Genomic DNA, 26,398 nt, shown 5'->3' with positions numbered 1-26,398 from the left:
TAATCCCGCGATTTTTTTTGTGGCTGCCCCATCTAAAGGAGAAAGAGAATGAAGATTGTGGAAGTTAAACACCCACTCGTCAAACACAAGCTGGGCCTGATGCGCGAGAACGACATCAGCACCAAACGCTTCCGTGAACTCGCCTCCGAAGTCGGCAGCCTGCTGACTTATGAAGCTACCGCCGGTCTGGAAACCGAAAAAGTGACTATCGAAGGCTGGAACGGCCCGGTAGAAATCGACCAGATCAAAGGTAAGAAAATTACCGTTGTGCCAATCCTGCGTGCAGGCCTGGGCATGATGGACGGCGTACTGGAAAACGTACCAAGCGCGCGTATCAGCGTTGTCGGTATGTACCGTGACGAAGAGACGCTGGAGCCGGTACCTTACTTCCAGAAGCTGGTCTCCAACATCGATGAACGTATGGCGCTGATCGTTGACCCAATGCTGGCTACCGGCGGTTCCGTTATCGCCACCATCGACCTGCTGAAGAAAGCGGGCTGCTCCAGCATTAAGGTGCTGGTGTTGGTTGCTGCGCCGGAAGGTATTGCCGCGCTGGAAAAAGCGCACCCGGACATCGAGCTGTACACCGCGTCGATTGACCAGGGCCTGAACGAGCACGGATACATTATTCCGGGCCTCGGCGATGCCGGCGATAAGATTTTTGGTACCAAGTAAACGAAAAAATAAAAAGAGCCGACTTTTAGAGTCGGCTTTTTTTTGAATAAAAAAACCGAAGCTAATAACACACTCGAGGAAAACATCATGACACGCCGTGCCATTGGGGTAAGTGAAAGACCGCCGCTTTTACAGACCATCCCGCTTAGCTTGCAGCATTTATTCGCCATGTTTGGCGCAACCGTGCTGGTGCCAGTCTTGTTTCACATCAACCCGGCCACCGTTTTGTTGTTCAACGGTCTTGGGACGCTGCTGTACCTCTTCATCTGTAAAGGCAAAATCCCGGCCTATCTGGGCTCCAGCTTTGCCTTTATCTCTCCGGTACTGCTGCTGCTGCCGTTAGGCTACGAAGTGGCGCTGGGCGGCTTTATTATGTGCGGCGTGCTGTTCTGCCTGGTCTCTTTCATCGTGAAGAAAGCGGGGACCGGCTGGCTTGACGTGATGTTCCCTCCTGCGGCGATGGGCGCAATCGTTGCCGTTATCGGTCTGGAGCTGGCGGGCGTGGCGGCGAACATGGCGGGCCTGCTGCCGCCGGACGGTCAGTCTGCGGATACCAAAACCATTATTATTTCGCTGGTAACCCTGGGCGTCACCGTGTTTGGCTCGGTGCTGTTCCGCGGCTTCCTGGCGATTATCCCGATTCTTATCGGCGTGCTGGTGGGCTACGCGCTCTCCTTCGTGATGGGCGTTGTGGACACTTCGCCGATTGCGAATGCGCACTGGTTCGCGCTGCCAACCTTCTATACCCCGCGCTTTGAGTGGTTTGCTATCTTCACTATCCTGCCAGCGGCGCTGGTGGTGATTGCCGAGCACGTCGGCCACCTGGTGGTGACGGCGAACATCGTCAAGAAAGACCTGATTCGCGATCCGGGTCTGCACCGTTCGATGTTTGCCAACGGCCTTTCCACCGTGATCTCCGGTTTCTTTGGCTCCACGCCGAACACCACCTACGGTGAAAACATCGGCGTGATGGCGATTACCCGCGTGTACAGCACCTGGGTTATCGGCGGCGCGGCAATCATTGCGATTCTGCTCTCCTGCGTTGGTAAGCTGGCGGCGGCGATTCAGATTATCCCACTGCCGGTCATGGGCGGCGTTTCTCTGCTGCTGTACGGCGTAATCGGTGCCTCCGGTATCCGCGTGCTGATCGAATCCAAAGTGGATTACAGCAAAGCGCAGAACCTGATCCTGACCTCCGTCATCCTGATCATCGGCGTCAGCGGCGCGAAAGTGCACATCGGCGCGGCTGAGCTGAAAGGCATGGCGCTGGCGACGATCGTTGGTATCTGTCTGAGCCTGGTCTTCAAGCTGATAAGTGTCCTGCGTCCGGAAGAAGTGGTGCTGGACGCGGACGAGAGTGATACCTCTAAGTCGTGATCCTCAAGCCGGGCGGATCGCCGCCCGGTTCTCTCCCCGCTATTTTCTGTGGTAAACTCTTCCCGTTTTTTCGTAAGCCCATGTTGAGGTCTCTCTGAACGCACCGGCACAGCTCTCTTTGCCACTTTATCTTCCTGATGATGAAACCTTTGCGAGTTTCTTCCCAGGTGATAACCCTTCTTTACTTGCTGCACTGCAAAACGTGCTGCGGCAGGAGCACAGCGGATACATCTATATCTGGGCACGTGAAGGTGCCGGACGCAGCCATTTGCTGCATGCAGCCTGCGCCGAACTCTCGCAGCGCGGCGATGCCGTGGGCTACGTTCCGCTGGATAAACGTACCTGGTTTGTTCCGGAAGTGCTGGAAGGGATGGAGCAGCTTTCGCTGGTGTGCATCGATAATATCGAGTGCGTAGCGGGAGACGAACTGTGGGAAATGGCGATTTTTAATCTCTACAACCGGATCCTCGAGTCGGGCAATACCCGCCTGCTGATCACCGGCGATCGCCCACCGCGTCAGCTGAATCTGGGTCTGCCGGATCTCGCTTCTCGCCTCGACTGGGGGCAAATCTACAAGCTGCAACCACTATCCGATGAAGATAAATTACAGGCATTGCAGCTACGTGCCCGCCTGCGCGGCTTTGAAATGCCGGACGATGTGTGCCGTTTTATGCTCAAACGTCTGGATCGCGAAATGCGCACGCTGTTCCAGACGCTGGATCAGCTCGATCACGCCTCTATCACCGCCCAGCGCAAGCTGACCATTCCGTTTGTGAAAGAGATTCTGAAGCTGTAGGTTATTCCGCTTTTTCCTGTGCGATGGCGTTAAGATCATCTGCCAGGACACCGGTAAGTGCGATAACCCGTTGCCGTTCCATACCGTCCTGAAGTAGGGCTTTGGCTATACGGGTGGCGGCTTCGTTTCTGCCTTCTGCTAACCCTTTTTCCATGCCTTTTTCCAGGCCCTTTTTCCAACCTTTTTGTTCCAGATACTCTGCGACCGTCATCAGTGTTCCCTCATGATGTGCTGTGCGTTGTGCCAGTTCCTGAATCAGTTTTTCTGGCTGGTCGGCGGTGCCGTTTAACAACATATAGTTCAGGATTGCGATTAGTCTGTCGCGATCAGTGTATCCCATCACTAATAGCTGAGCTAGAGGAGCGATAAGCTCGGCTAGATCCCGTAGCCGAATATGCTTTTGCAGCAATTCTAGCGAGGCAATACGTCGGTGATGCATAATTTCGCTGTCGGGGATGACGGTGATATCGGCCAGCGGAAAGGGTTGACTATAGAACGCTCGTGCCATTTCCGGTGCGGCAAATTCATCTGTCCAGTTTAGTGAATGAGGGTAGGGACTCACGAGTCCATGATAAAAAAGAATGGGGATAACCAAAGGAAGCCGTCGGTGCCCCGCATTGAGATGACGCTGCATGGCGGCAATAGCATAGCGCATCAGGCGAAATCCCATATGACGGTCTGGCTTACTCTGATGCTCGATCAGGGCATAAATATAGCCGTCTCCAGCTGTCGTTTTAAGCGAGTAAAGCATATCAGAATAGCTTGCCTGTAGACTCTCTTCAATAAAGCTACCGGACTCGAGCTTGAGCGTATCGAGATCGCAAAGACGCTGCAGCGAACCAGGAAGATGAATCTGTAGAAAATCGCGAGCGGTGGCAGGATCCTGCAAGAACTGCTTAAAAATCGCATCATGCGGCATCGATGTGGCGTTCTCGCTCATCGCTTCTCTCCGTGAAGACCAGTGGATGGCGGGACTCTAACAAGTTTGACATCATGGAGAGGCAGGGAAAATCAAACTACAGATGGTACAACGCAAAGTGTTTATCAATGTATGCAAGCGGTACAAAACGCTGGAATTACGTTCGCATCTGGAAGGGGGAGAGCGTGCCGCAGCCGAACAATATCAACCGCGGCGGGTAGAAGGGATTAGCGAACGATTTCCAGCACCTGCTCCGGCGGACGACCAATGCGCGCCTGCCCGTTGTGAACAACGATAGGGCGCTCAATCAGTTTTGGATTCTCAATCATCGCCTGGATAAGTTGTTCTTCGCTAAGTTGGCTGTCGGCGAGGTTCAGCGATTTGTAGAGATCTTCTTTCTGGCGCATCAGTTCGCGCGCGCTGCTGAAGCCGAGCATGTCAATCAGTTTGCGCAGCGTCGCGGTATCCGGCGGCGTGTCGAGATACAGCACCACCTCAGGATCGATGCCATTATCCTTCAGCAGGGTTAAGGTCTCGCGGCTCTTTGAGCAGCGCGGGTTGTGATAAATCGTGACCGAATCCGTCATCGTCTCTCCTGTTTACATTTTCTGATAAGGGCGGAAGCGTTCCTGCAGCTCGCGTAGCTGATCGATACGGGCATCGTAGCGCGCCTGCTGGAGGCTACGCAGTTTCACCTGACCGCTGGCCGAGCTGAGCATGGAAATCGCCTGATCGAGTCTGCCTACCAGCGCCATATTCTCGGCGCGAGCCGCCAGCTCCTGATCACGATTACCCAGCGCGGCTTCCGCCTGGGCTAGCAAATCCCAGCCGTTGGTATCGTCTTTATTGTTAAAGGTGTAGCGGTTCAGAATAGTTGCCGCTTCCGCAGGCTGCCCGCCCTCAAGCAGGGCGTTCGCCAGGTTGAGCTGCAGCACAGGGTTGGTACGCAGTTCACGGGCATTTTTCAGACGGCTGATGGCCTCGGCGGTTTTCTTCTGCCCGAGGTCGATATCCGTTGCCAGGTCAAGATACCAGGCGTTTTGCGGCTCGGCGCTCAGCAGCGGCTGCAGCTGTTTGCTCGCCTCGGCGTAGTTTTTCGCTTCCATGGCCAGCAGCGCACGGCCGTACTGTGCGGCGTGCTGCTCGCGAATATTTCCCTTCGACCAGTTATCCAGCAGGTCGCTGCCGAGCTGGTTCTTACCGGAGTTATACATGCCGAGGGTACGCGCTTTAGCGAAATAGAAATCGGCGGAAGATTGCACCACCACCGGACGCATCTGGTTGGCGCGGTTACGCGCGTCGGACAGACGGCTTTCGGGCAGGGGGTGAGTCAGCAGCATTTCCGGCGGCCGCGATGAGTAGCGCGACTGGTCGAGGAGCTTTTCCATAAAGGCCGGCATGGCCTGGGGATCAAAGCCTGAACGCTGCAGTACCTGGATACCGATGCGGTCAGCCTCTTCTTCATTCTGGCGAGTAAAGCTGATCATGCCCTGCTGGGTACCGGCCAGCGTGCCGCTTAGCGCCGCCATACCGGCCTGCGGGCTGGCCATCGCCAGTAAAATTGAACCGAGGGCGCCAACCCAGGTCAGCGGAGCGTTACGCTTCTGGTCTTCCATCGCGCGCGCCAGGTGACGCTGGGTGACGTGGGAGATTTCGTGCGCCATTACCGACGCCAGCTGGCTCTCGGTATCGGAATAGCGAAATAGCGCTGAGTGCAGCACCACGTTACCGCCGAAGAAGGCGAAGGCGTTGATGTCGTCGTTGTTAATCAGATAGAAGTGGAACGGCGTACGGACGGAAAAGGCGTGCGAAACCAGACGCATCCCCAGTGAATTGATGTACTGAACCAGCAGCGGATCATTAATCAGCGGAGCGCTTCCGCGCAGCTGACGGACATAGTAATCCCCCATCTGCATCTCCTGACCGATGGAGAGCGTGCTTCCTGCTGAGGTGCCCATATCCGGGAGAGTATCAGCCGAATCCGCAAAGGCCGGAGCGATTTGCCCGAGCGTAAGCGTTGCAATAAGGGATGCCAACAGCGTTTTTTTCAACTGCCTGAACATAACCTCTGTCCTGTAATGTGGGGATGTGCCTGTTTTGACCAACAGCATAATCTTACGTTCCATTTTACGCTGCTCTGGGAGTGTATCTATCTGCTCACGGGATGAAAATGATAATCGCGAGATTGTTGGGATAAATATAAAAAGCGGAGTCTTTTTTGTGACACTTCGATACAATTCATCTCCGTGTGAAAGCAAAGCGTTCAGGGAATCGATTTATGCTCGAGATGTTGATGCAGTGGTACCGCCGCCGATTTAGTGACCCGGAGGCGATCGCGCTGCTGGTCATTCTGGTGGCAGGTTTTTGCATTCTGTTCTTCTTCAGTGGCCTGTTGGCGCCGCTGCTGGTTGCACTGGTGCTGGCCTATCTGCTGGAGTGGCCGACCGTCCGCCTGGAGCGGCTGGGCTGGTCGCGTACCTGGGCCACTACCGCCGTGATGGTGCTGTTTATCGGCATTCTGTTGCTGATGTCCTTCGTGGTGATGCCGATTGCCTGGCAGCAGGGGATTAACCTTATCCACGACATGCCGGGCATGCTGAACAAGCTTTCTGATTATGCCGCCACGCTGCCCCGCCGCTATCCTGCGCTGATGGATGCCGGGATCATTGATGCGATGGCCGAAAATATGCGTACCCGAATGCTAACGCTCGGTGACTCGGTGGTGAAATATTCGGTGGCCTCGCTGATGGGACTGCTGACGCTGGCAGTCTATCTGGTGCTGGTGCCGCTGATGGTCTTTTTCCTGGTGAAGGATAAAGAGCAGATGCTGAACGCGGTGCGTCGCGTGCTGCCGCGCAACCGCGGTCTGGCAGGGCAGGTGTGGAAAGAGATGAACCAGCAAATTACCAACTACATTCGCGGTAAGGTGCTGGAGATGATCGTCGTAGGCATTGCCACCTGGCTTGGCTTCCTGATGTTTGGCCTTAACTACTCGCTGCTGCTGGCGGTGCTGGTGGGGCTATCGGTCCTTATTCCTTACATCGGCGCGTTCGTGGTGACGATTCCGGTGGTCTGCGTGGCGCTGTTCCAGTTTGGCCTTGGTACCGAGTTCTGGAGCCTGTTTGCGGTCTATCTGATTATTCAGGGGCTGGACGGTAACCTGCTGGTGCCGGTGCTGTTCTCCGAAGCCGTGAACCTGCACCCGCTGGTGATTATTCTGTCGGTGGTGATTTTCGGTGGGCTGTGGGGCTTCTGGGGCGTGTTCTTTGCCATACCACTGGCGACGTTGATTAAAGCGGTAGTTCACGCCTGGCCGGATGGGCTGGTGGTAGAAGAAGAAATATCAAACTAACGTGTCGCCCGGGCGAGGCGGTTACGCCGGCCCTGGAGGAACCCCGGGGTCGCTGCGGTACAAACCGGAAACATAGGTAACACTTTAGACCGGATACATGGGTAACAGTTATAACTGGCATAGAAGAGGAGACTCGCTATGCCCTGGACTGAGACCCAACGCTTGCTTACTATGACCGGAAAAGCCGTAGTATTATCCGGATAGACTAGGAAAGTGTTACCTATGTTCCCGGTCTGAAGTGTTACCTATGTATCCGGTCGTACATGCGCTCGGCCGGGCTACGTTATTGGGTTAGGCGTTTGCCTGCAGCCAGCCCAGCACGATGTCGTGGTGGTTGGTGGTTTTGAAGTCGTCGAAGACGTGCTCGACTTTACCGTCGGCGTCAATCAGGAAGCTGGTGCGGTGAATGCCGTCATAGGTTTTGCCCATAAAGGTTTTCTCACCCCAGATGCCAAACTGCTCGCAAACCTGGTGATCTTCATCGGAGAGCAGCGTGAAGTTTAGCAACTCTTTTTCCGCAAAGCGGGAGAGCTTCTCAGGTTTATCGGTGCTGATGCCCAGCACTTCAACGCCAACCTTTTTCAGCTCATCCATATTGTCGCGAAGGCCGCAGGCCTGCACGGTGCAGCCAGGGGTCATTGCTTTCGGGTAGAAATAGACCAGAACACGTTGTCCCTGGAAGTCGGTTAAATTTACCTGCTCGCCGTCTTGATCGGGCAAACTAAATTTCGGTGCGATATCACCGGCTTTCAGTGGGTTCATTACTCAGCTCCATCCTGTTCATCATGCTGTGAATAATTGATCACGTTTATACTGCCTTGTGCGTTCAGTTCTGTACATAGGGCTTTGAACGCTTGCTCAATATTTGATGCATTTTTCGTAGCGGGGCTGTGGGCGGTTATCTGAATAAACAGCTGCGCAACGCCTTCGTTATCGCCAGGCTGCGTGCGCGACACCAGTTCGGCAATGTTCATTTCCCAGCTATCAAACAGCGCGGTAAAGCGCTCAATAATATGCGGCGAATCAGGAACCTCAACCTGCACCCAGACGGTGGCAGGCATCGCTGGACGCGGGCGCGCGGTGGTGCGCTTCATCACGATCAGCAGATCCAGCTCTGCACCTTTGAGCGGCAGGGTGGATTCAATCAGCGTAATCGCATTCCATGAACCGGAAAGCAGCATAATAAAAGTGAACTCATCCCCCAGCATGGCCAAGCGACTGTCTTCGATGTTACAGCCGCAGCTGCTCACGTGACGGGTAATCGTATTGACGATGCCAGGGCGATCCGCGCCCAGGGCTGTAATGACCAGATAGTGTTGTAATGAGGCTGTCAAACCTGTTCTTCCTTTAAAAAGGTGCGGTATTCCTTAGGAAAGCATAAAAAAAACCGGCATACAACATTCTGAAGGCCCTCAGTCTCTTGCTTTTATTACAAGACCAAACGTACCATTGAGATTCATGTCCGCACGTCAGCACAGAGGATGGCCCATGTTTACGGGAAGTATTGTAGCGCTTGTCACGCCGATGGATGAAAAAGGTAATGTCGACCGTTCAAGCCTGAAAAAACTGATTGATTACCATGTCGCCAGCGGAACCTCGGCGATTGTCTCGGTAGGAACGACCGGCGAATCGGCAACGCTCAGCCACGAAGAGCATGGCGATGTCGTGATGACGACGCTGGAGCTGGCCGACGGCCGCATTCCGGTGATCGCAGGAACGGGGGCAAATGCAACCGCAGAGGCGATTAGCCTGACCCAACGTTTTAATAATACCGGCGTGGTGGGTTGCCTGACCGTTACCCCGTATTACAACCGCCCAACCCAGGAAGGTCTGTTCCAGCACTTCAAAACGATCGCTGAGCATACTGACCTGCCGCAAATTCTGTATAATGTGCCGTCCCGTACCGGTTGCGATATGCTGCCGGAAACCGTAGGTCGCCTGGCGAAAATTAAAAATATTATCGCGATTAAGGAAGCCACGGGGAACTTAAGCCGTGTTCATCAGATCAAAGAGCTGGTTTCAGATGACTTCATCCTGCTGAGCGGTGATGATGCAACCGGTCTGGACTTCATGCAGCTCGGCGGTCATGGCGTTATTTCAGTAACGGCAAACGTTGCGGCGCGTGATATGGCGGAAATGTGCAGACTGGCAGCTGATGGCCAGTTTGACCAGGCGCGTATCATTAACCAGCGTTTGATGCCGCTGCACAATAAATTATTTGTCGAACCCAATCCAATCCCAGTGAAATGGGCATGTAAGGAATTGGGACTTGTGGCGACCGACACCATGCGTCTGCCGATGACCCCTATCACCGACCACGGTCGTGATGTGGTGGCATCTGCATTAAAGCATGCCGGTTTGCTGTAAAGTTTAGGGAGATTTGATGGCTTACTCAGTACAGAAGTCGCGCCTGGCGAAGGTTGCGGGGGTATCGCTGGTTTTACTGCTTGCGGCCTGTAGTTCCGACTCGCGCTATAAGCGCCAGGTCAGCGGTGATGAATCCTACCTGCAAGCCACTCCGTTGAGTGAACTTCACGCCCCTGCGGGCATGATTCTGCCGGTTGAAAATGGCGACTATAACATTCCGGTCGCTAACGGCAGCGGTGCCGTCGGTAAAGCGTTGGATATCCGTCCACCGGCTCAGCCGCTGGCGCTGGTTTCTGGTGCGCGTACCCAGTTCACGGGTGATACCGCTATGCTGCTGGTTGAAAATGGCCGTAGCGGTTCTCTGTGGCCGCAGGTTGTCAGCATCGTTCAGGCGAAAAACTACACCATCACCAAACGTGATGATGCTAGCCAGACGCTGACGACAGACTGGGTTGAGTGGAACCGTCTTGATGAAGACCAGCAGTACCGTGGTCGCTATCAGGTCTCCGTACAGCCGCAGGGCTACCAGCAGGCCGTCATGGTGAAGCTGGTTAACCTGGAACAGGCTGGCAAGCCGGTTGCTGACCGTGCTTCTCTGCAGCGCTATAGCGCTGAAATGCTGAACGTGATTTCCGCAGGCCTGGATAAGAACGCGACGGATGCCGCGAACAGTTCCAGAGGTACTGCGGGCGCAACCTTCGACGTGCAGAGCGCCTCCGACGATACCGGCCTGCCAATGCTGGTGGTACGTGGTCCGTTTAACCAGGTATGGCAACGTCTGCCTGGCGCGCTGGAAAAAGTGGGCATGAAAGTGACCGACAGCACCCGTTCTCAGGGCAGCATCGCGGTGACCTACAAGCCACTGTCTGACAGCAGCTGGAAAGATCTGGGCGCTAGCGATCCGGGTCTGGTCTCCGGTGACTACAAACTTCAGGTCGGCGACCTGGACAACCGTAGTAGCCTGCAGTTCATCGATCCGAAAGGTCATACGCTGACGCAGTCGCAGAATGACGCCCTGGTAGCCGCATTCCAGGCCGCATTTAGCAAGTAATTAAACAGGGCTGGAGCAATCCGGCCCTTTTTTCTGTATAGTGACGCAATCGTGTGCGTCGCCGGAAAATGCACAAATATTTATCGTAATCATCACTGGAGTGACAAAGATGCAAAAGCTAGCTGAGTTGTATCGTGGTAAAGCGAAAACCGTATACAGCACCGAAAACCCGGATCTGTTGGTACTCGAATTCCGTAACGATACGTCAGCAGGGGATGGTGCCCGCATTGAGCAGTTCGATCGTAAAGGCATGGTGAATAACAAGTTCAACCATTTCATTATGAGCAAACTGGCAGAAGCTGGTATTCCAACCCAGATGGAAGCGCTGTTGTCCGATACCGAATGTCTGGTGAAAAAGCTGGATATGGTGCCGGTGGAATGCGTGGTGCGTAACCGTGCGGCAGGCTCGCTGGTAAAACGCTTAGGGATTGAAGAAGGTATCGAGCTGAATCCGCCGCTGTTTGACCTGTTCCTGAAAAACGACGCGATGCACGACCCGATGGTTAACGAATCCTACTGCGAAACCTTCGGCTGGGTGAGCAAAGAGAACCTGGCGCGTATGCAGGAACTGACCTTCAAAGCGAACGACGTGCTGAAAAAGCTGTTCGACGACGCAGGCCTGATCCTGGTCGACTTCAAGCTGGAGTTCGGTCTGTTCAAAGGCGAAGTGGTGCTGGGCGATGAGTTCTCCCCGGACGGAAGCCGTCTGTGGGACAAAAAGACCATGGACAAAATGGACAAAGACCGTTTCCGTCAGAGCCTGGGCGGCCTGATTGAAGCGTACGAAGAAGTGGCGCATCGTTTAGGCGTGAAGCTCGACTAAGTTTCTACACATCACCGGCGTCGCTTTGCTCGGCCGAGCAAAGCGACGCCGGGAAATCCTCGCACAACATTTCCAGTGGTAATCCCCCCCGTAACCGCCTACGATCATCTCAGTATTTCTGAGAATAAGACTGAGGTAGTTATGCGTTGGCAAGGTCGTCGCGAAAGCGACAATGTAGAAGACCGGCGGAATAATTCTGAATCCCCGATGATGGGCGGGCGCGGCCCGGGTTTTCGCATCCCAAGCGGCAAGGGCGGCATTGTCCTGCTGATTATCGTGCTGGTGGCGGGCTACTACGGCGTGGATCTGACCGGCCTGATGACCGGCGAACCCATCGGTCAGCAGCAAACTTCCCAGCGAGTGAGCGGCCCTAAAGATGACGAAGCCGCGAAGTTCACCTCGGTGATCCTCGCGACGACGGAAGACACCTGGGCGCAGGAATTTAAGGCGATGGGCAAAACCTATCAGCCGCCGCGTCTGGTGATGTACCGCGGCGCGACCCGTACCGGTTGCGGTACCGGGCAATCGTTGATGGGGCCGTTTTACTGCCCAACCGACAGCACGGTCTATATCGACCTCTCATTTTACGACGACATGAAAAACAAGCTTGGCGCGGGCGGCGACTTCGCTCAGGGCTACGTGATTGCGCATGAAGTCGGCCACCACGTACAAAAACTGCTGGGTATCGAACCGAAAGTGCGTCAGATGCAGCAGGGCGCCTCGCAGGCGGAGGTGAATCGTCTCTCCGTACGTATGGAGCTTCAGGCGGACTGCTTTGCGGGCGTCTGGGGGCATAGCATGCAGAAACAGGGCATTCTGGAAGCCGGTGACCTGGAAGAGGCGCTGAATGCTGCCGAAGCCATTGGCGACGACCGTCTGCAACAGCAGGGGCAAGGGCGCGTGGTGCCAGATAGCTTTACGCACGGTACCTCACAGCAGCGCTATACCTGGCTGAAACGCGGCTTTGATAGCGGCGACCCGGCGCAGTGCAACACTTTTAGCAAATCACTCTGACGGCGGGTCCTGAGTCATGGATGAACTGCTGGCGCAGGCTGAGCGCATGGCGCAGGAGGGCATTCGCCGCCTGCTGGTGATAAGCGGCGAACGCGCGTGGAGCGAACAGCAGGCCACGGCGTTTCGCGCAGCGGCGGGGGAAGAGGTGCTCTGGGTTGGTTTGAACCCGGCCACCGCGCCATTCTGCCCGTCCTCTAAGCTGGTGACGCTGCTGGGGCGCGAGTTCCAGCACGCTATCTTCGACGCCCGCGATGGCTTTGATGTCTCGGCCTTTGCCGCGCTGGCGGGCACGCTCCGGGCTGGAAGCTGGCTGATACTGCTGGTGCCGGAATGGGCGCAGTGGCCCCATCATGCCGATGCGGATTCACTGCGCTGGAGTGATTCGCTGGAACCCATCGTCACGCCGAACTTTGTTGACCATTTCTGGCGGGCGCTCTCCCGCCATCCAGAGACGCTACTCTGGCTGCAGGGCACACCGCTGCCACCGCTCACGACAATTGAACGACCGGACTGGCAACGCGCGAGCGGCGAGCCCGCACGTGAGCAGCAGGCGATTCTGGCGGCGCTGGAGGAGACGACCGCACCCGTATCGGTGGTGACGGCAGAGCGCGGGCGAGGAAAGTCAGCGCTGGCGGGGATGCATATCCAGCGCCTGCACGGCGAGGCTGTTGTCACCGCACCTTCCCGGGCGTCGGCGGAGGTGATTGCCACCTTTGCCGGTGAGCGTTTTCGCTTTATGGCCCCTGATGCGCTGCTGGACTCAGACGAATGCGCTGACTGGCTGGTGGTGGATGAAGCCGCCGCTATCCCTGCGCCACTGCTCCAGAGGCTTATCGCTCGCTTCCCCCGTACGCTGCTGACCACCACCGTGCAGGGCTACGAGGGCACCGGGCGCGGTTTTTTACTTAAACTCTGCGCTGCATTTCCCGAACGGCACGTTTTCACCCTCAACCAGCCTATCCGCTGGGCGGCAGGATGCCCGCTGGAAGCGCTGGTTAACGATGCGCTGATTTTCCGCGATGAAGCCTTTACCACGTCGCCAGCCGGTGAGGTGACGCTGTGTCCCGTTCCCCAATCGGCCTGGCAGTCCAGCCCTGAGCAACCCGTCGCGTTGTATCAACTTCTTTCCGGTGCGCATTACCGCACCTCGCCGCTCGATCTACGGCGGATGATGGATGCGCCGGGGCAGCATTTTATCAGCGCACAAACGCCGCAGGGGCCAGCCGGTGCGCTATGGCTGGTGGATGAAGGGGGATTGTCGCCTGAGCTGAGCCAGGCCGTGTGGGCGGGCTACCGTCGCCCCCGCGGGAACCTGGTGGCGCAGTCGATGGCGGCGCACGGAGGCAGCCCGCTGGCGGCGACGCTTATCGGGCGGCGTATTAGTCGAATTGCGGTTCATCCGCAGCGTCAGCGTGAGGGGATAGGTCAGCGGCTGATTGCGCAGGCGTGGGCAACGGCGGCGGAATATGATTATCTGTCGGTGAGTTTTGGCTACACCGAGGAACTCTGGCGCTTCTGGCAGCGCTGCGGCTTTACGCTGGTGCGCATTGGCACCCAGCGGGAGGCGAGCAGCGGCTGCTATGCAGCGATGGCACTGCGTCCACTCACGGCGGCGGGAGAAGCGCTGATGCTGCGTGAGCACCATCGGCTGTGTCGTGAGTGGCGCTGGCTCTCGCAGTGGGTCGATGAAAAAGTGCCGCTAGCCGATGTGCCAGAGGCTATCCTTACTGAAGATGACTGGTTGGATCTGGCCGGGTTTGCCTTTGCTCATCGCCCGATGCTGGCGGCGCTGGGTAGCCTGCACCTACTTTGTGGCACTAGCGAATTGGCGCTTCCGGCGCTGCGTGGACGTTTATCCGGCGAGAATGAGCAGGCGCTCTGCGCCCGCCTTGGCCTGCACGGGCGGAAAGCGCTGCTGGTCAGGCTGCGTGAAGACGCGGCGCAGGCGATGCTGAACCTCGATGAGGTTCGGACAAATCAGCTCATGAAACAGGTTCAACAACTGCAATTTTTTTAACTGACTCATTCAGTTAAATGGCATGGTCATTATTTTGGCGCGGCGTAAACTGACCGTCAAAACCAAGGAGACAGCCATGACACACGATCATTTTGTTGTTCAAAGCCCCGCGAAGCCCGCTCAACAGCTGCTGCTGTTGTTTCATGGCGTGGGCGATAATCCGGTGGCAATGGGCCAGATCGGCAGCTGGTTTGCGCCGCTGTTTCCGGATGCGCTCATCGTTAGCGTAGGTGGCGCAGAGCCTTGTGGCCCGGCACCGGGCCGCCAGTGGTTCTCGGTGGCGGGCGTGACGGAAGAAAACCGTCAGGCGCGTATTGATGCCATTATGCCGACCTTTATTGAAACCGTGCGCTACTGGCAGAAACAGAGCGGTGTGAGTCCACAGGCGACGGCATTAATTGGCTTCTCGCAGGGGGCAATTATGTCGCTCGAGGGGATTAAAGCGCAGCCGGGGCTGGCATCACGGGTGATTGCCTTTAACGGCCGCTACGCGACGATGCCGGAAAAAGCGGATACCGCGACGACCATCCACCTGATTCACGGCGGGGAAGACCGGGTTATCGATCTTGCCTGGGCGGTGAAAGGCCAGGAAGCACTACAGGCCGCAGGCGGCGATGTGACGCTGGATATCGTTGAGGATTTAGGCCACGCGATAGACGATCGCAGTATGCAGTTCGCGCTGGATCACCTGCGTTATACCGTGCCGAAGCACTATTTCGATGAAGCGTTGAGCGGCAGTACGCCGAAAAATGACGATCTTATTGAGATGATGTAAATCTTGTGTGTTCCCCGGCGTCACTGCGTTCGGCCGGGCTACTATCTGGTAGCCCAGCCGAGCAACGCGACGCCGGGATCGACACCGAACTATTTCTTCGGCTGGTCCTTCTTCGGCCAGTCGTCGTCATCGTCCCACTTGTCGTTAAAGTCGCGGTGCGGCGGAAGGTCCGGTTTATTGGCAAGGAATTTTTTGTGATCGACGCGATTGAGATCTTTGATCACGTTGATAATCACCCCCACCAGAAACACCAGCACCAGAATCCACCAGTATTTTGACAGCCAATCCATGTGCATTACCCCTTATGTTGTGCCGTCAGGCGACAAGTTGTTCCATGATGCGCTGATACATCCGCGCCAGCATCTGCAGGTCTGCCGCGTTCACACACTCATTAATTTTATGAATGGTGGCATTCACCGGACCCAGTTCAACAACCTGCGCACCCATCTGGGCGATAAAGCGACCATCTGACGTGCCGCCGGTGGTCAGCAACTGCGGTTCTATTTCATTATAGTGCGCGATAGCGTTCACCACCGCGTCGACCAGTTTACCGCGTGCGGTCAGGAACGGCTGTCCGGAAATCCACCAGTCAACGCTATAGCGCAGCTGATATTTATCCAGCAGGGCAATAACGCGTGCTTTGATCATCTCATCCGTCAGCTCGGTGCTGAAACGGAAGTTGAACTGCACGAACAGATCGCCCGGGATCACGTTGTTGCTGCCGGTGCCGGCCTGAATGTTGGCGATCTGCATGCTGGTCGGCGGGAAGAATTCGTTGCCCTGATCCCACTCAATCGACACCAGTTCGTTCATCCACGGCGCGGCGCGGTGAACCGGGTTATCGGCGAGGTGCGGATAGGCTACGTGTCCCTGTACGCCATGAATGGTCAGGTTGCAGGTCATTGAGCCACGACGGCCGTTTTTCACGACGTCGCCAACCACTTCGGTGCTGGACGGTTCGCCCACCAGGCAGTAGTCCAGACGCTCGTTACGGGCCATCAGCGCTTCGACCACTTTCACCGTCCCGTGCGTGGCGCTCGCTTCTTCATCGGAGGTGATCAGGAACGCCAGGCGGCCTTTATGGTTCGGATGCTGAGCGACGAAGCGCTCTGCCGCCACGACCATTGCCGCCAGCGAGCCTTTCATATCGGCAGCACCACGGCCAAACAGCATGCCGTCGCGAATTGTGGGTTCAAACGGTGGGTTAATCCAGCGGTCAGCATCACCCGCAGGTACCACATCGGTGTGGCCTGCAAATGCCAGGGTTTCTCCTTTGCCGCGCCAGGCCCAGAAGTTCTGGGTATCGCCAAAATCCATCGGCTCAATGGTAAAACCTGCTGCGCGTAGGCGTTCAATCATTAACGCCTGACAGCCCGCATCATCTGGGCTAAGAGAAGGGCGGCGAATAAGCTGCTGAGCCAGCTCAATGACTGGGCAAGACATAAACTAGACCTCGTTATTTTCGTTATCTGAAACTGTAAAACAGGGCCAACGGCATTAGCGCGTCTGGGCGACCCATTGGCTATAACTGGCATCACTGAAACCCAGCAGCATAGGCTGTGCGGGCGCGCAGAGCAATGGGCGTTTGATGATTGCCGGCATTTCCAGCATCAGCGCCGCAGCGGCATCGGCGTTGTTGATTCCGACGCGCACCTGTTCATCCAGCTTGCGCCAAGTGGTGCCACGGGTATTCAACAGCGCTTCCCAGCCTAGCTCGCCAATAAAGGTTGCCAGCAGCTCTGGCGTCAGGCCATCGACGCGATAGTCGTGAAAGCGATATTCAACCTGATGCTCATCCAGCCAGCGACGGGCTTTCTTGATGGTGTCGCAATTCTTTATTCCGTAGAGGATGGTCATGTTGCACCTTTATATCTGCAGGTTTTAGGGGACTCGAATATACACGTAATTCCCGCGGCTGCCTGTTTTAATTTTATCCGGCTAAAGTGGCTGAAAAGCGTACAGTTTATCATGCTATCTACGCGCTTTGGCGTAGCGGGTTTGCGTTGTCATAGGTTAAATATGTATCATATGATTCACATTCTGATAACTATTTCAGAATGTTGCTGTTGGTCACATTAAATGTCAAAATTCCGGCCCATAGTGACCTCAAGCAGTAAACAAAGGTTGGCAGCGTCAATCAAAGTAATCGGATTAACCGTATTCACAGGTCATACATTTGTACGTAAAATACGCATAATAATAAGAGAGGTAGTTATGATCGAACGTGAACTGGGGAACTGGAAAGATTTTATTGAAGTGATGCTTCGTAAATAATTTTCAGCAATGTGATTTAAAAGCGCTGTGTTCTTTCAATAACCATGATGGTGTTGTTTGCAGTACAGAGTCGTTGCATCACATAAAGGTCAAAAGGCGACATTCATCATGTCGCCTTTTCTGTTTTTAGCGTTTACCCGTTATTCCGGCTTCTCTTTTAGCGGGAAGCGGCGGCGCACCAGCACAAAGAACAGCGGCACAAAGAAGATAGCCAGAATCGTTGCGGAAACCATCCCCCCGACCACGCCGGTACCCACCGCGTGCTGCCCGCCAGAACCTGCACCGGTGGTGAGCGCCATCGGCAGTACGCCGAAGATAAACGCCAGCGAGGTCATCAGGATAGGGCGCAGACGTTGGCGACAGGCTTCCAGCGTCGCCGTCATCAGATCTTCCCCTTTCTGATTCAGATCGTTGGCAAATTCGACGATCAGAATGGCGTTTTTGGCGGATAGGCCGATAACCGTCAGCAGCCCCACCTGGAAGTAAACGTCGTTTTCCAGCCCGCGCATCCAGGTCGCCAGCAGCGCGCCGATAACCCCTAGTGGTACCACCAGCATAACTGAGAACGGTACCGACCAGCTCTCATACAGCGCTGCCAGACAGAGGAAGACGACCAGCAGTGAGATGGCATAAAGTGCCGGTGCTTGCGCCCCTGACAGCCGCTCCTGATAGGACATCGCCGTCCATTCGAGGCCGAAGCCGGTTGGTAATTGCTGCACCAGGTTTTGCATCACGTCCATGGCAGTACCGGTACTGACGCCCGGTGCGGCTTCACCGATAATCTCAACCGCCGAGTAGCCGTTATAGCGCTCCAGACGTGGTGAACCGGTCTCCCAGCGTGAAGTAGCGAAGGCGGAGAATGGCACCATCTGCCCGGAATTATTACGCACGTACCATAGGTTCATGTCTTCCGGCAGCATGCGGTACTTCGCCGCCGCCTGAACGTAGACTTTCTTCACGCGTCCGCGATCCATAAAGTCGTTCACGTAGCTTGAACCCCACGCGGTTTGCAGCGTGTCGTTGATATCATCGATAGACACACCCAGCGCCTGCGCTTTACGCTGGTCGATATCAACCTGCAACTGCGGGCTATCGTCCAGACCGTTGTGGCGTACGCGCGTCAGCTGTGGATCGTTACTCGCCAGCTCCAGCAGCTTATCGCGGGCGGCCATCAACGCGTCGTGCCCGGCACCGGCGTGATCCTGCAGCTCCATATCGAAACCGGCAGAGCTGCCCAGGCCGCTGATGGCCGGCGGGCTGCTGGCGTAAACGCGGGCCTCTTTAATTTTGTTCAGCGCTTTGGTGGCACGTTCGATAATGGCGAACGAGGTCCCCGTTTTACTGTCACGCTCGTCCCAGTCTTTCAGGCGCACGAACATACGCGCTACGTTCTGGCCGTTACCGCCAGGGCCGGAGCCGATGGTGGCAAAAATCGAGGTTACGTTGTCCTTCTCATTTTTGAAGAAATAGTCTTCAACCTGCTCCACCACCTTCAGCGTCTGCTGTTGCGTCGAACCGCTCGGCAGCTGTACGGAGGTAGTGAACATGCCGCGGTCTTCCAACGGCAGGAAGGAGGAAGGCAGGCGCAGGAACAGGAATACCATACCACCCAGCAACAGCACGTAAATCAGCATCCAGCGGATACTGCGATGGAGAATTCTGGCCACGCCGGATTCGTAGCGACGCGCGCTGGCATCGAAATGACGGTTAAACCAGCCGAAGAAGCCTTTGGTGCCGTGCACTTCGCCTTTATGAATCGGCTTGAGAAGGGTGGCGCACAGCGCCGGGGTGAGGATCATCGCCACCAGCACCGACAGCACCATTGCTGAAACAATGGTAATAGAGAACTGACGATAGATAGCCCCGGTGGTGCCGCCGAAGAAGGCCATCGGGATAAAGACCGCCGACAGCACCATGGCGATACCCACCAGCGCCCCTTGAATCTGCCCCATTGATTTACGCGTCGCCTGCCGCGGTGTGAGCCCTTCGGTACTCATTATTCGCTCAACGTTTTCGACCACCACGATGGCGTCATCCACCAGCAGGCCGATGGCGAGCACCATCGCAAACATCGTCAGGGTGTTGATACTGTATCCGCAGGCGTAAAGAATGGCGAAGGTACCCATCAATACCACCGGAACGGCAATGGTCGGAATCAGCGTTGCGCGGAAGTTCTGCAGGAACAGGTACATCACCAGGAACACCAGCAAAATGGCTTCCAGCAGCGTTTTTACCACATCCTTAATTGAGGCTTTGACGAACGAGGTGGTCTCGTAGGCCACTTTATATTCCAGCCCATGCGGGAAGTACTGCTTGAGTTCATCCAGACGTTGGATCACGCGCTCGGCGGTCGCCATTTCGTTGGCGCCAGAGGCGAGCTTAATCCCCAGGCCAGAGGCCGGATTACGGTTGTAGCGGCTGAGGTAGTCGTATTTTTCTGCACCCATTTCGACGGTCGCCACATCGCCCAGGGTCACTTCTGAGCCGTCCTGGTTGACGCGTAGCGTAATGTCGCGGAACTGCTGCGGCGTTTGCAGCAGCGATTGGGCGTTAATCGTGGCGTTCAGCGCCTGCTTGTCGATGGATGGCGTGCCGCCAAGTTGGCCGACCGCAATCTGGGCGTTCTGGGATTTAATCGCATTTGTCACGTCGGCCGTGGTCATTTGGTAGCTGTTAAGCTTGGCCGGGTCCAGCCAGATGCGCATCGAATACTGTGAGCCATAGGCATCGATATCGCCCACGCCGTCCACGCGGCTGATGGGGTCCTGAATGTTACTGGCGACGTAGTCGGAAATATCCTGCTTATCCATGCTGCCGTCGGTAGAGACGAAGGCGATGGTCAGAATGTTGGTATCCCCGGTTTTACGCACCGTGACGCCCTGAGTTTGTACCGCCTGCGGCAGCTTATTCATGGCGGTTTGTAGCTGGTTTTGTACCTGCTGCACCGCTTCGTCAGGGTCAGTGCCTGCTACAAAGCTTAAGGTAATTGTTGCCTGCCCGGTGGCGCTGCTTTGTGAGGACATATACATCAGGTTATCGATACCGGTCATATTCTGCTCGATAACCTGCGTGACGGTGTTCTCCAGCGTTTGCGCGGAAGCACCTGGATAGTTTGCCGTGACGCGCACGTTCGGTGGCGCGAGGTCAGGGTATTGCTCAACGGGTAAAGAAAATATCGCCAGGGCCCCTGTGAGGCACAAAAGGATTGCCAGCACCCAGGCAAAAATGGGGCGATCAATAAAGAAATTCGCCATCAGGATCCGAACCTCGTGTTGTTCATTTTTTTACGTACTGAATTGCGTCAAACACTGTAGCGGTAAGGCCCTCAGCAATCGTGGAGAAAAAAAGGAGATAATGTAAATTATCATTCCGCTTTTCAGAAACGGTTTGCACATCCTTACGCTATCGGCCTTGGCCCCTGAAACGTAATTTCATTTAAGCTGAAATTTTTTGATCTGCCACATCATACTGATAAATAGTCACCGTTTCTGGGCAAATGGACATTGCCTGGGTGAGGAATACTCGGCTAATAAATAGGACTTATAAATATAAGGTTAATTTGAACCATAGGCTGAGAATGTATGAACCGTTTTATTAGGGTAGATAGCCAAAAATGCATTGGATGCAAGGCGTGTGAAGTAGCCTGTGTAATGTCGCATAACGATGAGCAACATGTGCTGACTTCAGCGCAGTTTATTCCGCGCATTACGACCGTGAAGATGAATAATCAACGTGGGGCGGCAACCTGCCACCACTGCGAAGATGCCCCCTGCGCCCGTAGCTGTCCGAACGGCGCGATACGTCAGAACGATGACGCCATTCTGGTCGATCAGGCAAAATGTATCGGCTGTAAATCCTGCGTGGTGGCCTGCCCGTTCGGCACCATGCAGATGGTGCTGACGCCAACCAAAGAGGGGCGCGTCAAAGCCAGCGCTCATAAATGCGATCTGTGCCATGACCGCGCGGCGGGTCCGGCGTGCGTGGAGAACTGCCCGGCAGATGCGCTGCAATTGATGACCAGCCAGCAGCTTACCGATATCGCTAAAAACCGCCGCCTGCAAACTGCCTGCCGGGAAGCGCAGCCATGGCACAGCGACAGCCGTGCCGTTGCCCCTGAGGTGCAGCGCAGCAAAGTTGAGCAGATGGCGCAGACGCCCGCACGCGGTGAGGCGGATAAGCTGAATATCGACGCCCGCAAAACTGGCTTTGCTGAAATCTATCTGCCGCTAAAAGAAGCGCAGGCGCAGCAGGCGGCTTCACGCTGCCTGACCTGCGGTGAACACAGCATTTGTGAATGGACCTGCCCGCTGCACAATCATATTCCGCAGTGGATTGAACGCGTGAACGCCGGGGATATCGACGCCGCGGTAGAGCTGTCGCACCAGACCAACCCGCTGCCGGAAATTACTGGCCGCGTCTGTCCGCAGGACCGGCTGTGCGAAGGAGCCTGCACCATTCGCGATGAACACGGTGCGGTAACCATCGGCAATATCGAACGCTATATCTCTGACCGTGCGCTGGCCAAAGGCTGGCGGCCTACGGTCGGTAACGTTGCCAGCAGCGGTAAGCGGGTCGCCATTATCGGCGCTGGCCCGGCGGGGCTGGCGTGCGCCGATATCCTGGTGCGCCAGGGCGTGGAGCCAGTGGTGTTTGACCGTCACCCGGAAATTGGTGGCCTGCTGACCTTTGGCATTCCCTCCTTCAAGCTGGATAAATCGCTGATGGCGCGCCGCCGTGAGATCTTTACCGAGATGGGCATTCGCTTTGAGCTGAACTGCGAGATTGGTAAAGATATCGCGCTGGAGACGCTGCTGTCGGATTACGACGCGGTGTTTGTCGGCGTCGGAACCTATCGCTCGATGAAGGCGGATTTACCGAATGAAGAGGCGCCCGGCGTCTACGATGCACTGCCGTTCCTGATTGCTAATACCAAAAACGTGATGGGCATCGGTGAGCTACCTGACGAGCCTTACATCAATACCAAAGGGCTGAACGTGGTGGTGCTCGGCGGTGGAGATACGGCGATGGACTGCGTGCGTACCGCGCTGCGTCACGGTGCGCAGAAGGTGACCTGCGCCTATCGTCGCGACGAAGCCAATATGCCGGGGTCGAAAAAAGAGGTGAAGAATGCCAAAGAAGAGGGGGCTGATTTTGAGTTTAACGTACAGCCAGTGACCCTTGAACTGGATGAGAAAGGCCACGTTTGCGGTATTCGCCTGCTGCGCACTCAGCTTGGTGAGGCGGATGCTCAGGGCCGCCGTCGACCAATGCCGATCCCCGGCAGCGAGTTTGTGATGCCCGCTGATGCGGTGATTATGGCCTTTGGTTTCCATCCGCACAGCATGCCGTGGCTTAATGCTAAAGGCGTTGATGTCGACGACTGGGGGCGCATTCGCGCTAACGTCAATTCGCCTTACCGCTATCAGACCAGCAACCCGCAGATTTTTGCCGGCGGTGATGCGGTGCGCGGGGCCGATCTGGTGGTGACCGCGATGGCCGAAGGACGACACGCCGCACAGGGCATTCTCGACTGGCTGGGGGTAAAAAGCATCCCTGCGCATTGACGATAGCCGGGCTCAGCGGCGTAATATGCGCTATCCGTATTACGCCGTGGAGCTCGCATGTCCCTGAATATCACCGTTATCAAAGATAAAATCCTCTCCGAAAACTACTTTATCCTGCGCAATATCACCTACAACTTAACCCAGCGAAACGGTGAGGTCGTCCAGCATAAGCGCGAAGTGTACGATCGCGGCAACGGTGCGACGGTACTGCTGTATAACCGCCAAAAACAGAGCGTAGTGCTGGTACGCCAGTTCCGCGTCGCCACCTGGGTTAACGGTAATCTCGACGGTATGTTGATTGAAACCTGCGCGGGCCTGCTGGACGATGACGAGCCGGAAGCCTGCATCCGTAAAGAGGCGATTGAAGAGACCGGCTACCAGGTCAGCAACGTGCGTAAAGTGTTCCAGCTGTATATGTCACCCGGCGGCGTCACTGAAATCGTCCACTTCTTTATTGCCGAGTATGACGAACGTCTGCGGCAGAATGACGGCGGTGGGGTGGAAGATGAAGATATTGACGTGCTGGAGTTGCCGTTTGCTCAGGCAATTGAGATGATTCGTCGTGGCGAAATTTGCGACGGTAAGACGGTGATTTTGCTCCAGTATCTGCAAAATTCCGGCCTTATGGCGCAATAAGGGACAATGCTCAATCCGATAAATCCGATTGAGCCTTGCCGCTTCGATAGTGAAGATACCCCCAGTATGCTGATGCTTTTTTCTTCTGGGGTTGTACCGTCCATGCGTTACCACGTTCTCCTGTTTTTCTTCTGCATCGGGTGGCTCCCGACGTCGGTGACGTGGGCCGCGCCAGCGCAGCAGCTGTTTTCTGACTGGTTAGTGACCTGTAATAACCAGAATTTCTGCGTCACCCGCAACGTGGGCCTGCACCACGGTCTGGTGATGACGTTAAGCCGTAGCGCCGGGGCGCACACCGACGCACAGCTGCGCATTGAGCTGGGCGGTCTGGTGAACCCGGTTGCCGCCGTTCCGGCGATTGAGCCACGGCTGCTGCTGGATAGCAAACCGCTGAAGCTTTCCGGCGAACACTGGAAGGTGCAGCCTAAACTACTCACCACCGGCGATAGCGTCACCATCGATGCGTTTCTCCAACAGGTTCAGGATGCCGATGCGATTACGCTGGATAAAGGCGTGCAGGTGATGTCACTGAAGGGGCTGAAGGCCGCGCTGCTGTTTATCGACGCTCAGCAAAAGCGCGTGGGTAATGAAACCGCATGGGTTCGCAAAGGTGACGAGCCGCCAATGAGCGTGCCGCCCGCACCGGCGCTGAAATCAGCGGTTAAAGCGATCCCCGCGCCCGTGCCGCTGAACCATGATGAGTACAACGATCTGCTCGACTTCGCCACCTGGCGCATGAACAACAACCAGTGCTCTCTGGACCCTATCCGCCGCGAAGTGTGGGTTACCGCCTTAAGCGATGATAAAGCGCTGATCATGACTAGCTGCGAATCCGGCGCCTACAACACCATCTATCTTGCCTGGCTGGTATCGCGTCAGAAGCCGTTCATCACTACGCCAATACGTCTGCGCCTGCCGTTCTTGCCTGCCGGTAGCGATAGCCGTGATATTGAGCTGGTCAATCTGACCTTCAATGAAAATTCCCGGGAGCTGGTGACGCTGGATAAAGGCCGTGGTCTGGGCGACTGTGGCGTGCAAACGCGCTGGCGCTACGACGGCCAACGCTTCCGCTTGGTGCGCTATGCCGCGCAGCCGGAATGCGACAGCTGGCAGAGCGCGGATGCGTGGGCGACGCAGTGGGTCTCCGGTTAACGCTTTCTGATTTCCGTAATATAGGTAACGGCCACGTTGGCGGCAAAGTTCGGCACGTCGTCGAACGCCTCCTGACCCACCGGCGATGCAAAGGCCGCCATTGCATCCTCCAGTGAATCAAACCACAGCTCGGAAAAACCGTCGATCGGTGAGTCAGGGTAGACGCGGCGATCGATAGGATTCAGCACATACCCGCGCAGACCCGGCAGTGCCAGGGCAATCTTGCTGTGCACGGCCTGCCAGTGGGCGACAAATTCTTCAAAACTCTGCGTCTCTTTTTTCGTCAGCAGACCGACGTGTTTAAAACCGTTTACCGTCGTCATAATGTTCTCCAGATTATCAACGTAATGATTAATTTAACGATTCAGGATGATGGCTTAACAGGCCTGCTTTGCCGCATGATGGCGATTCGTCATCACGCTGAATACTATGATTGATTTTATTCTGGCGATAAATGGGGTTTTGGTTGCTTCTTTGTAGACATAAATTCTCCAATACGCTACAGCTTGAGGGGACTTAATTCCGTGGACGTGGAACGATGCGAAAAACCGATAACCTTGGCGGGATCACCGCTTTTGTGACAACGGCTCAGCAGGGCAGCTTTACCGCCGCCGCAGAGCAGTTGGGGCTGACCAAATCGGCGGTGGGCAAGAGCGTGAGCCGCCTCGAAGCGCGCCTCGGGCTAACGCTGTTTCAGCGTTCTACCCGCCGCCTGAGCCTGACCCCCGACGGCGAAGCCTTCCTTTCGCGCTGTCAGCAGGCGATCGATATTCTTGAACAGGCGGAAGCTGAGCTCACTTCGCACGTGATTCATCCGTCTGGTCGGCTGAGGGTTGATCTACCGTCGGCTTTTGGCCGCCAGCGCGTGCTGCCGATCCTGCTAGCCATTACCCAACACTATCCTGAACTGTCGCTGACGGTGACCTTCAGCGAGCGCTTTGTTGACCTGATTGAAGAGGGGATTGATCTGGTGGTGCGCATCGGTGAACTGGCCGACAGCAGCGGGCTGGTCGCTCGACGGCTGACGACGCAGAAGCTGGTTATCTGCGCGGCCCCGGCCTACCTCGCGGCATTCGGCGAGCCGCTGAGCACAGAAGCGCTGGCTCACCATCGCTGCGTGGTTGGTTTTCGGCGGAATCAGCCGATTTCGTGGCTGCTAAAATCGGCGGACGGGAAGGTAACGCGCTTCACGCCGCCGCCAACGTTTGAGATGGCCGACGGTGATGCCATGCTGGCGGCAACGCTTGCCGGCTGCGGGCTCTCGCAGCTGCCGCGCTGGCTGGTGGCAGACGCGTTGGCCCAGGGATTGCTGGTTGAGGTGTTGGTGGAAAGCGCGGGCGCGGAGATGCCCATCAGCGCCATCTGGCCGAAGAATCGCCAGCTGTTGCCGAAGATTCGCTATGCGGTGGATGAGCTGGTGCGGGCGGGTCAGGAGGGGCGGTTGGATTAAGCCCATAACGATTTGGTTATGGCGAACATAACGAAAAAGCATAGATGGAAATCATGATCTTGCTACCGATAGTTGATAACATGCGAGCAATAAATCAATAACAAAGCAAAGCGTGTTCGCAAGAGTATGGCGGCCTTCAAAGTTTGCCGGGCTGCC

At 56.0% G+C, this 26,398-nt stretch carries 25 protein-coding genes; 15 read left to right on the top strand and 10 right to left on the bottom strand.

The features are described 5' to 3' along the window. Positions 1–48 precede the first annotated feature (48 nt). The 3 genes from upp (at position 49) to FHC49_RS00895 (ending at position 2,848) form a co-directional block, all read left to right on the top strand. Positions 49–675 carry a uracil phosphoribosyltransferase gene (gene upp / locus FHC49_RS00905; protein WP_035891452.1) on the top strand — a complete coding sequence of 209 codons (627 nt, stop codon included), beginning with the start codon at positions 49–51 and terminating at the stop codon, positions 673–675. An 87-nt stretch (positions 676–762) separates the two neighbouring features. Continuing rightward, the gene (uraA, locus tag FHC49_RS00900; protein ID WP_185668927.1) at positions 763–2,052 is read left to right on the top strand and encodes a uracil permease; all 1,290 of its coding nucleotides are present in this window, start codon (positions 763–765) and stop codon (positions 2,050–2,052) included. A 94-nt stretch (positions 2,053–2,146) separates the two neighbouring features. Further along, positions 2,147–2,848: a DnaA inactivator Hda gene (locus tag FHC49_RS00895; protein ID WP_185668937.1), complete on the top strand. Its 702-nt coding sequence runs from the start codon at positions 2,147–2,149 to the stop codon at positions 2,846–2,848. Position 2,849: 1 nt separating this feature from the next. Here the strand turns inward: FHC49_RS00895 and FHC49_RS00890 are convergent, their stop codons facing one another. From FHC49_RS00890 to bepA, 3 genes are all read right to left on the bottom strand, one after another. Then, positions 2,850–3,788, bottom strand: a complete 939-nt coding sequence (locus FHC49_RS00890) for an Rpn family recombination-promoting nuclease/putative transposase (RefSeq protein ID WP_220438271.1) — start codon at positions 3,786–3,788, stop codon at positions 2,850–2,852. A gap of 206 nt (positions 3,789–3,994) precedes the next feature. Beyond that, positions 3,995–4,354: an arsenate reductase (glutaredoxin) gene (arsC, locus tag FHC49_RS00885; protein ID WP_220438270.1), complete on the bottom strand. Its 360-nt coding sequence runs from the start codon at positions 4,352–4,354 to the stop codon at positions 3,995–3,997. A 12-nt stretch (positions 4,355–4,366) separates the two neighbouring features. Then, positions 4,367–5,830, bottom strand: coding sequence for a beta-barrel assembly-enhancing protease (gene bepA / locus FHC49_RS00880; protein WP_185668930.1), 1,464 nt, complete (start codon positions 5,828–5,830; stop codon positions 4,367–4,369). A 215-nt stretch (positions 5,831–6,045) separates the two neighbouring features. On the opposite strand from bepA, the gene FHC49_RS00875 reads away from it, so the two are divergent. Then, complete coding sequence (locus FHC49_RS00875; RefSeq protein ID WP_185668931.1) at positions 6,046–7,119, top strand: AI-2E family transporter; 1,074 nt, start codon at positions 6,046–6,048, stop codon at positions 7,117–7,119. A 291-nt stretch (positions 7,120–7,410) separates the two neighbouring features. On the opposite strand, the gene bcp is transcribed toward FHC49_RS00875, so the two are convergent. After that, positions 7,411–7,881, bottom strand: a complete 471-nt coding sequence (gene bcp, locus FHC49_RS00870; RefSeq protein WP_185668932.1) for a thioredoxin-dependent thiol peroxidase — start codon at positions 7,879–7,881, stop codon at positions 7,411–7,413. Then, on the bottom strand, positions 7,881–8,453 hold the full coding sequence (locus FHC49_RS00865) for a glycine cleavage system transcriptional repressor (protein ID WP_035891472.1): 573 nt from the start codon (positions 8,451–8,453) through the stop codon (positions 7,881–7,883). Before FHC49_RS00865 ends, bcp begins: the two co-directional genes overlap by 1 nt. Positions 8,454–8,607: 154 nt before the next feature. On the opposite strand from FHC49_RS00865, the gene dapA reads away from it, so the two are divergent. The 6 genes from dapA (at position 8,608) to ypfH (ending at position 15,166) form a co-directional block, all read left to right on the top strand. After that, positions 8,608–9,486: a 4-hydroxy-tetrahydrodipicolinate synthase gene (gene dapA, locus FHC49_RS00860; RefSeq protein ID WP_185668933.1), complete on the top strand. Its 879-nt coding sequence runs from the start codon at positions 8,608–8,610 to the stop codon at positions 9,484–9,486. A 16-nt stretch (positions 9,487–9,502) separates the two neighbouring features. Beyond that, the gene (gene bamC / locus FHC49_RS00855; protein WP_185668934.1) at positions 9,503–10,537 is read left to right on the top strand and encodes an outer membrane protein assembly factor BamC; all 1,035 of its coding nucleotides are present in this window, start codon (positions 9,503–9,505) and stop codon (positions 10,535–10,537) included. Positions 10,538–10,646: 109 nt separating this feature from the next. Then, the gene (gene purC / locus FHC49_RS00850) at positions 10,647–11,360 is read left to right on the top strand and encodes a phosphoribosylaminoimidazolesuccinocarboxamide synthase (protein WP_035891480.1); all 714 of its coding nucleotides are present in this window, start codon (positions 10,647–10,649) and stop codon (positions 11,358–11,360) included. A gap of 141 nt (positions 11,361–11,501) precedes the next feature. Beyond that, positions 11,502–12,374 (top strand): neutral zinc metallopeptidase, encoded by an 873-nt coding sequence (locus FHC49_RS00845; RefSeq protein WP_220438269.1) that lies wholly within the window; start codon positions 11,502–11,504, stop codon positions 12,372–12,374. Positions 12,375–12,390: 16 nt separating this feature from the next. Beyond that, positions 12,391–14,391, top strand: a complete 2,001-nt coding sequence (locus FHC49_RS00840) for a tRNA(Met) cytidine acetyltransferase TmcA (RefSeq protein ID WP_220438268.1) — start codon at positions 12,391–12,393, stop codon at positions 14,389–14,391. A 76-nt stretch (positions 14,392–14,467) separates the two neighbouring features. After that, entirely contained in the window at positions 14,468–15,166 is a 699-nt protein-coding gene (ypfH, locus tag FHC49_RS00835; protein ID WP_185669887.1) for an esterase, read from the top strand. An 89-nt stretch (positions 15,167–15,255) separates the two neighbouring features. Here ypfH and FHC49_RS00830 read toward each other — a convergent pair whose 3' ends face one another. Genes FHC49_RS00830 through FHC49_RS00820 form a run of 3 tightly spaced genes read right to left on the bottom strand, consistent with a single transcriptional unit; the run spans position 15,256 to position 17,023 of the window. Continuing rightward, positions 15,256–15,456, bottom strand: coding sequence for a YpfN family protein (locus FHC49_RS00830; protein ID WP_185669888.1), 201 nt, complete (start codon positions 15,454–15,456; stop codon positions 15,256–15,258). A gap of 25 nt (positions 15,457–15,481) precedes the next feature. Beyond that, positions 15,482–16,609 (bottom strand): succinyl-diaminopimelate desuccinylase, encoded by a 1,128-nt coding sequence (dapE, locus tag FHC49_RS00825; protein WP_185669889.1) that lies wholly within the window; start codon positions 16,607–16,609, stop codon positions 15,482–15,484. A gap of 54 nt (positions 16,610–16,663) precedes the next feature. Further along, complete coding sequence (locus FHC49_RS00820; RefSeq protein WP_220438267.1) at positions 16,664–17,023, bottom strand: ArsC family reductase; 360 nt, start codon at positions 17,021–17,023, stop codon at positions 16,664–16,666. A gap of 357 nt (positions 17,024–17,380) precedes the next feature. Here FHC49_RS00820 and ypfM point away from each other — a divergent pair, with 357 nt between their 5' ends. After that, entirely contained in the window at positions 17,381–17,440 is a 60-nt protein-coding gene (gene ypfM / locus FHC49_RS00815; RefSeq protein ID WP_001386977.1) for a protein YpfM, read from the top strand. Between the two features lie 140 nt (positions 17,441–17,580). Here ypfM and acrD read toward each other — a convergent pair whose 3' ends face one another. Beyond that, positions 17,581–20,694, bottom strand: coding sequence for a multidrug efflux RND transporter permease AcrD (gene acrD, locus FHC49_RS00810; protein WP_220438265.1), 3,114 nt, complete (start codon positions 20,692–20,694; stop codon positions 17,581–17,583). A 327-nt stretch (positions 20,695–21,021) separates the two neighbouring features. Between acrD and aegA the strand changes: the two genes are divergently transcribed. The 3 genes from aegA to FHC49_RS00795 all read left to right on the top strand — a co-directional run bounded on the left by aegA (position 21,022) and on the right by FHC49_RS00795 (position 24,792). Next, the gene (gene aegA, locus FHC49_RS00805) at positions 21,022–23,004 is read left to right on the top strand and encodes a formate-dependent uric acid utilization protein AegA (protein WP_220438263.1); all 1,983 of its coding nucleotides are present in this window, start codon (positions 21,022–21,024) and stop codon (positions 23,002–23,004) included. 57 nt (positions 23,005–23,061) lie between these two features. Then, positions 23,062–23,640 (top strand): GDP-mannose pyrophosphatase NudK, encoded by a 579-nt coding sequence (gene nudK / locus FHC49_RS00800; RefSeq protein ID WP_220438262.1) that lies wholly within the window; start codon positions 23,062–23,064, stop codon positions 23,638–23,640. Between the two features lie 102 nt (positions 23,641–23,742). Beyond that, positions 23,743–24,792, top strand: coding sequence for a DUF1176 domain-containing protein (locus FHC49_RS00795; RefSeq protein ID WP_220438261.1), 1,050 nt, complete (start codon positions 23,743–23,745; stop codon positions 24,790–24,792). Here the strand turns inward: FHC49_RS00795 and FHC49_RS00790 are convergent. Next, positions 24,789–25,115, bottom strand: a complete 327-nt coding sequence (locus FHC49_RS00790; RefSeq protein WP_220438259.1) for an EthD family reductase — start codon at positions 25,113–25,115, stop codon at positions 24,789–24,791. The two genes, FHC49_RS00795 and FHC49_RS00790, sit on opposite strands and share 4 nt — an antisense overlap. Positions 25,116–25,330: 215 nt before the next feature. Between FHC49_RS00790 and FHC49_RS00785 the strand changes: the two genes are divergently transcribed. Beyond that, positions 25,331–26,242 (top strand): LysR substrate-binding domain-containing protein, encoded by a 912-nt coding sequence (locus tag FHC49_RS00785; RefSeq protein WP_220438258.1) that lies wholly within the window; start codon positions 25,331–25,333, stop codon positions 26,240–26,242. The last annotated feature ends 156 nt before the right edge of the window (positions 26,243–26,398 follow it).

The organism is Kluyvera sp. EC_51 (genome assembly GCF_019584505.1).
Classification (GTDB): domain Bacteria; phylum Pseudomonadota; class Gammaproteobacteria; order Enterobacterales; family Enterobacteriaceae; genus Kluyvera; species Kluyvera sichuanensis.
Note: the sequence above shows the minus strand (reverse complement) of the source record. Positions and strands in the feature narration are given on the sequence as shown.

Coding starts and splice junctions, on each gene's coding strand:
- upp (WP_035891452.1), top strand. CDS start 49: ATGAAGATTGTGGAAGTTAAACACCCACTCGTCAAACACAAGCTGGGC.
- uraA (WP_185668927.1), top strand. CDS start 763: ATGACACGCCGTGCCATTGGGGTAAGTGAAAGACCGCCGCTTTTACAG.
- FHC49_RS00890 (WP_220438271.1), bottom strand. CDS start 3,788: ATGAGCGAGAACGCCACATCGATGCCGCATGATGCGATTTTTAAGCAG.
- arsC (WP_220438270.1), bottom strand. CDS start 4,354: ATGACGGATTCGGTCACGATTTATCACAACCCGCGCTGCTCAAAGAGC.
- bepA (WP_185668930.1), bottom strand. CDS start 5,830: ATGTTCAGGCAGTTGAAAAAAACGCTGTTGGCATCCCTTATTGCAACG.
- FHC49_RS00875 (WP_185668931.1), top strand. CDS start 6,046: ATGCTCGAGATGTTGATGCAGTGGTACCGCCGCCGATTTAGTGACCCG.
- bcp (WP_185668932.1), bottom strand. CDS start 7,881: ATGAACCCACTGAAAGCCGGTGATATCGCACCGAAATTTAGTTTGCCC.
- dapA (WP_185668933.1), top strand. CDS start 8,608: ATGTTTACGGGAAGTATTGTAGCGCTTGTCACGCCGATGGATGAAAAA.
- bamC (WP_185668934.1), top strand. CDS start 9,503: ATGGCTTACTCAGTACAGAAGTCGCGCCTGGCGAAGGTTGCGGGGGTA.
- purC (WP_035891480.1), top strand. CDS start 10,647: ATGCAAAAGCTAGCTGAGTTGTATCGTGGTAAAGCGAAAACCGTATAC.
- FHC49_RS00845 (WP_220438269.1), top strand. CDS start 11,502: ATGCGTTGGCAAGGTCGTCGCGAAAGCGACAATGTAGAAGACCGGCGG.
- FHC49_RS00840 (WP_220438268.1), top strand. CDS start 12,391: ATGGATGAACTGCTGGCGCAGGCTGAGCGCATGGCGCAGGAGGGCATT.
- ypfH (WP_185669887.1), top strand. CDS start 14,468: ATGACACACGATCATTTTGTTGTTCAAAGCCCCGCGAAGCCCGCTCAA.
- FHC49_RS00830 (WP_185669888.1), bottom strand. CDS start 15,456: ATGGATTGGCTGTCAAAATACTGGTGGATTCTGGTGCTGGTGTTTCTG.
- dapE (WP_185669889.1), bottom strand. CDS start 16,609: ATGTCTTGCCCAGTCATTGAGCTGGCTCAGCAGCTTATTCGCCGCCCT.
- FHC49_RS00820 (WP_220438267.1), bottom strand. CDS start 17,023: ATGACCATCCTCTACGGAATAAAGAATTGCGACACCATCAAGAAAGCC.
- acrD (WP_220438265.1), bottom strand. CDS start 20,694: ATGGCGAATTTCTTTATTGATCGCCCCATTTTTGCCTGGGTGCTGGCA.
- aegA (WP_220438263.1), top strand. CDS start 21,022: ATGAACCGTTTTATTAGGGTAGATAGCCAAAAATGCATTGGATGCAAG.
- nudK (WP_220438262.1), top strand. CDS start 23,062: ATGTCCCTGAATATCACCGTTATCAAAGATAAAATCCTCTCCGAAAAC.
- FHC49_RS00795 (WP_220438261.1), top strand. CDS start 23,743: ATGCGTTACCACGTTCTCCTGTTTTTCTTCTGCATCGGGTGGCTCCCG.
- FHC49_RS00790 (WP_220438259.1), bottom strand. CDS start 25,115: ATGACGACGGTAAACGGTTTTAAACACGTCGGTCTGCTGACGAAAAAA.
- FHC49_RS00785 (WP_220438258.1), top strand. CDS start 25,331: ATGCGAAAAACCGATAACCTTGGCGGGATCACCGCTTTTGTGACAACG.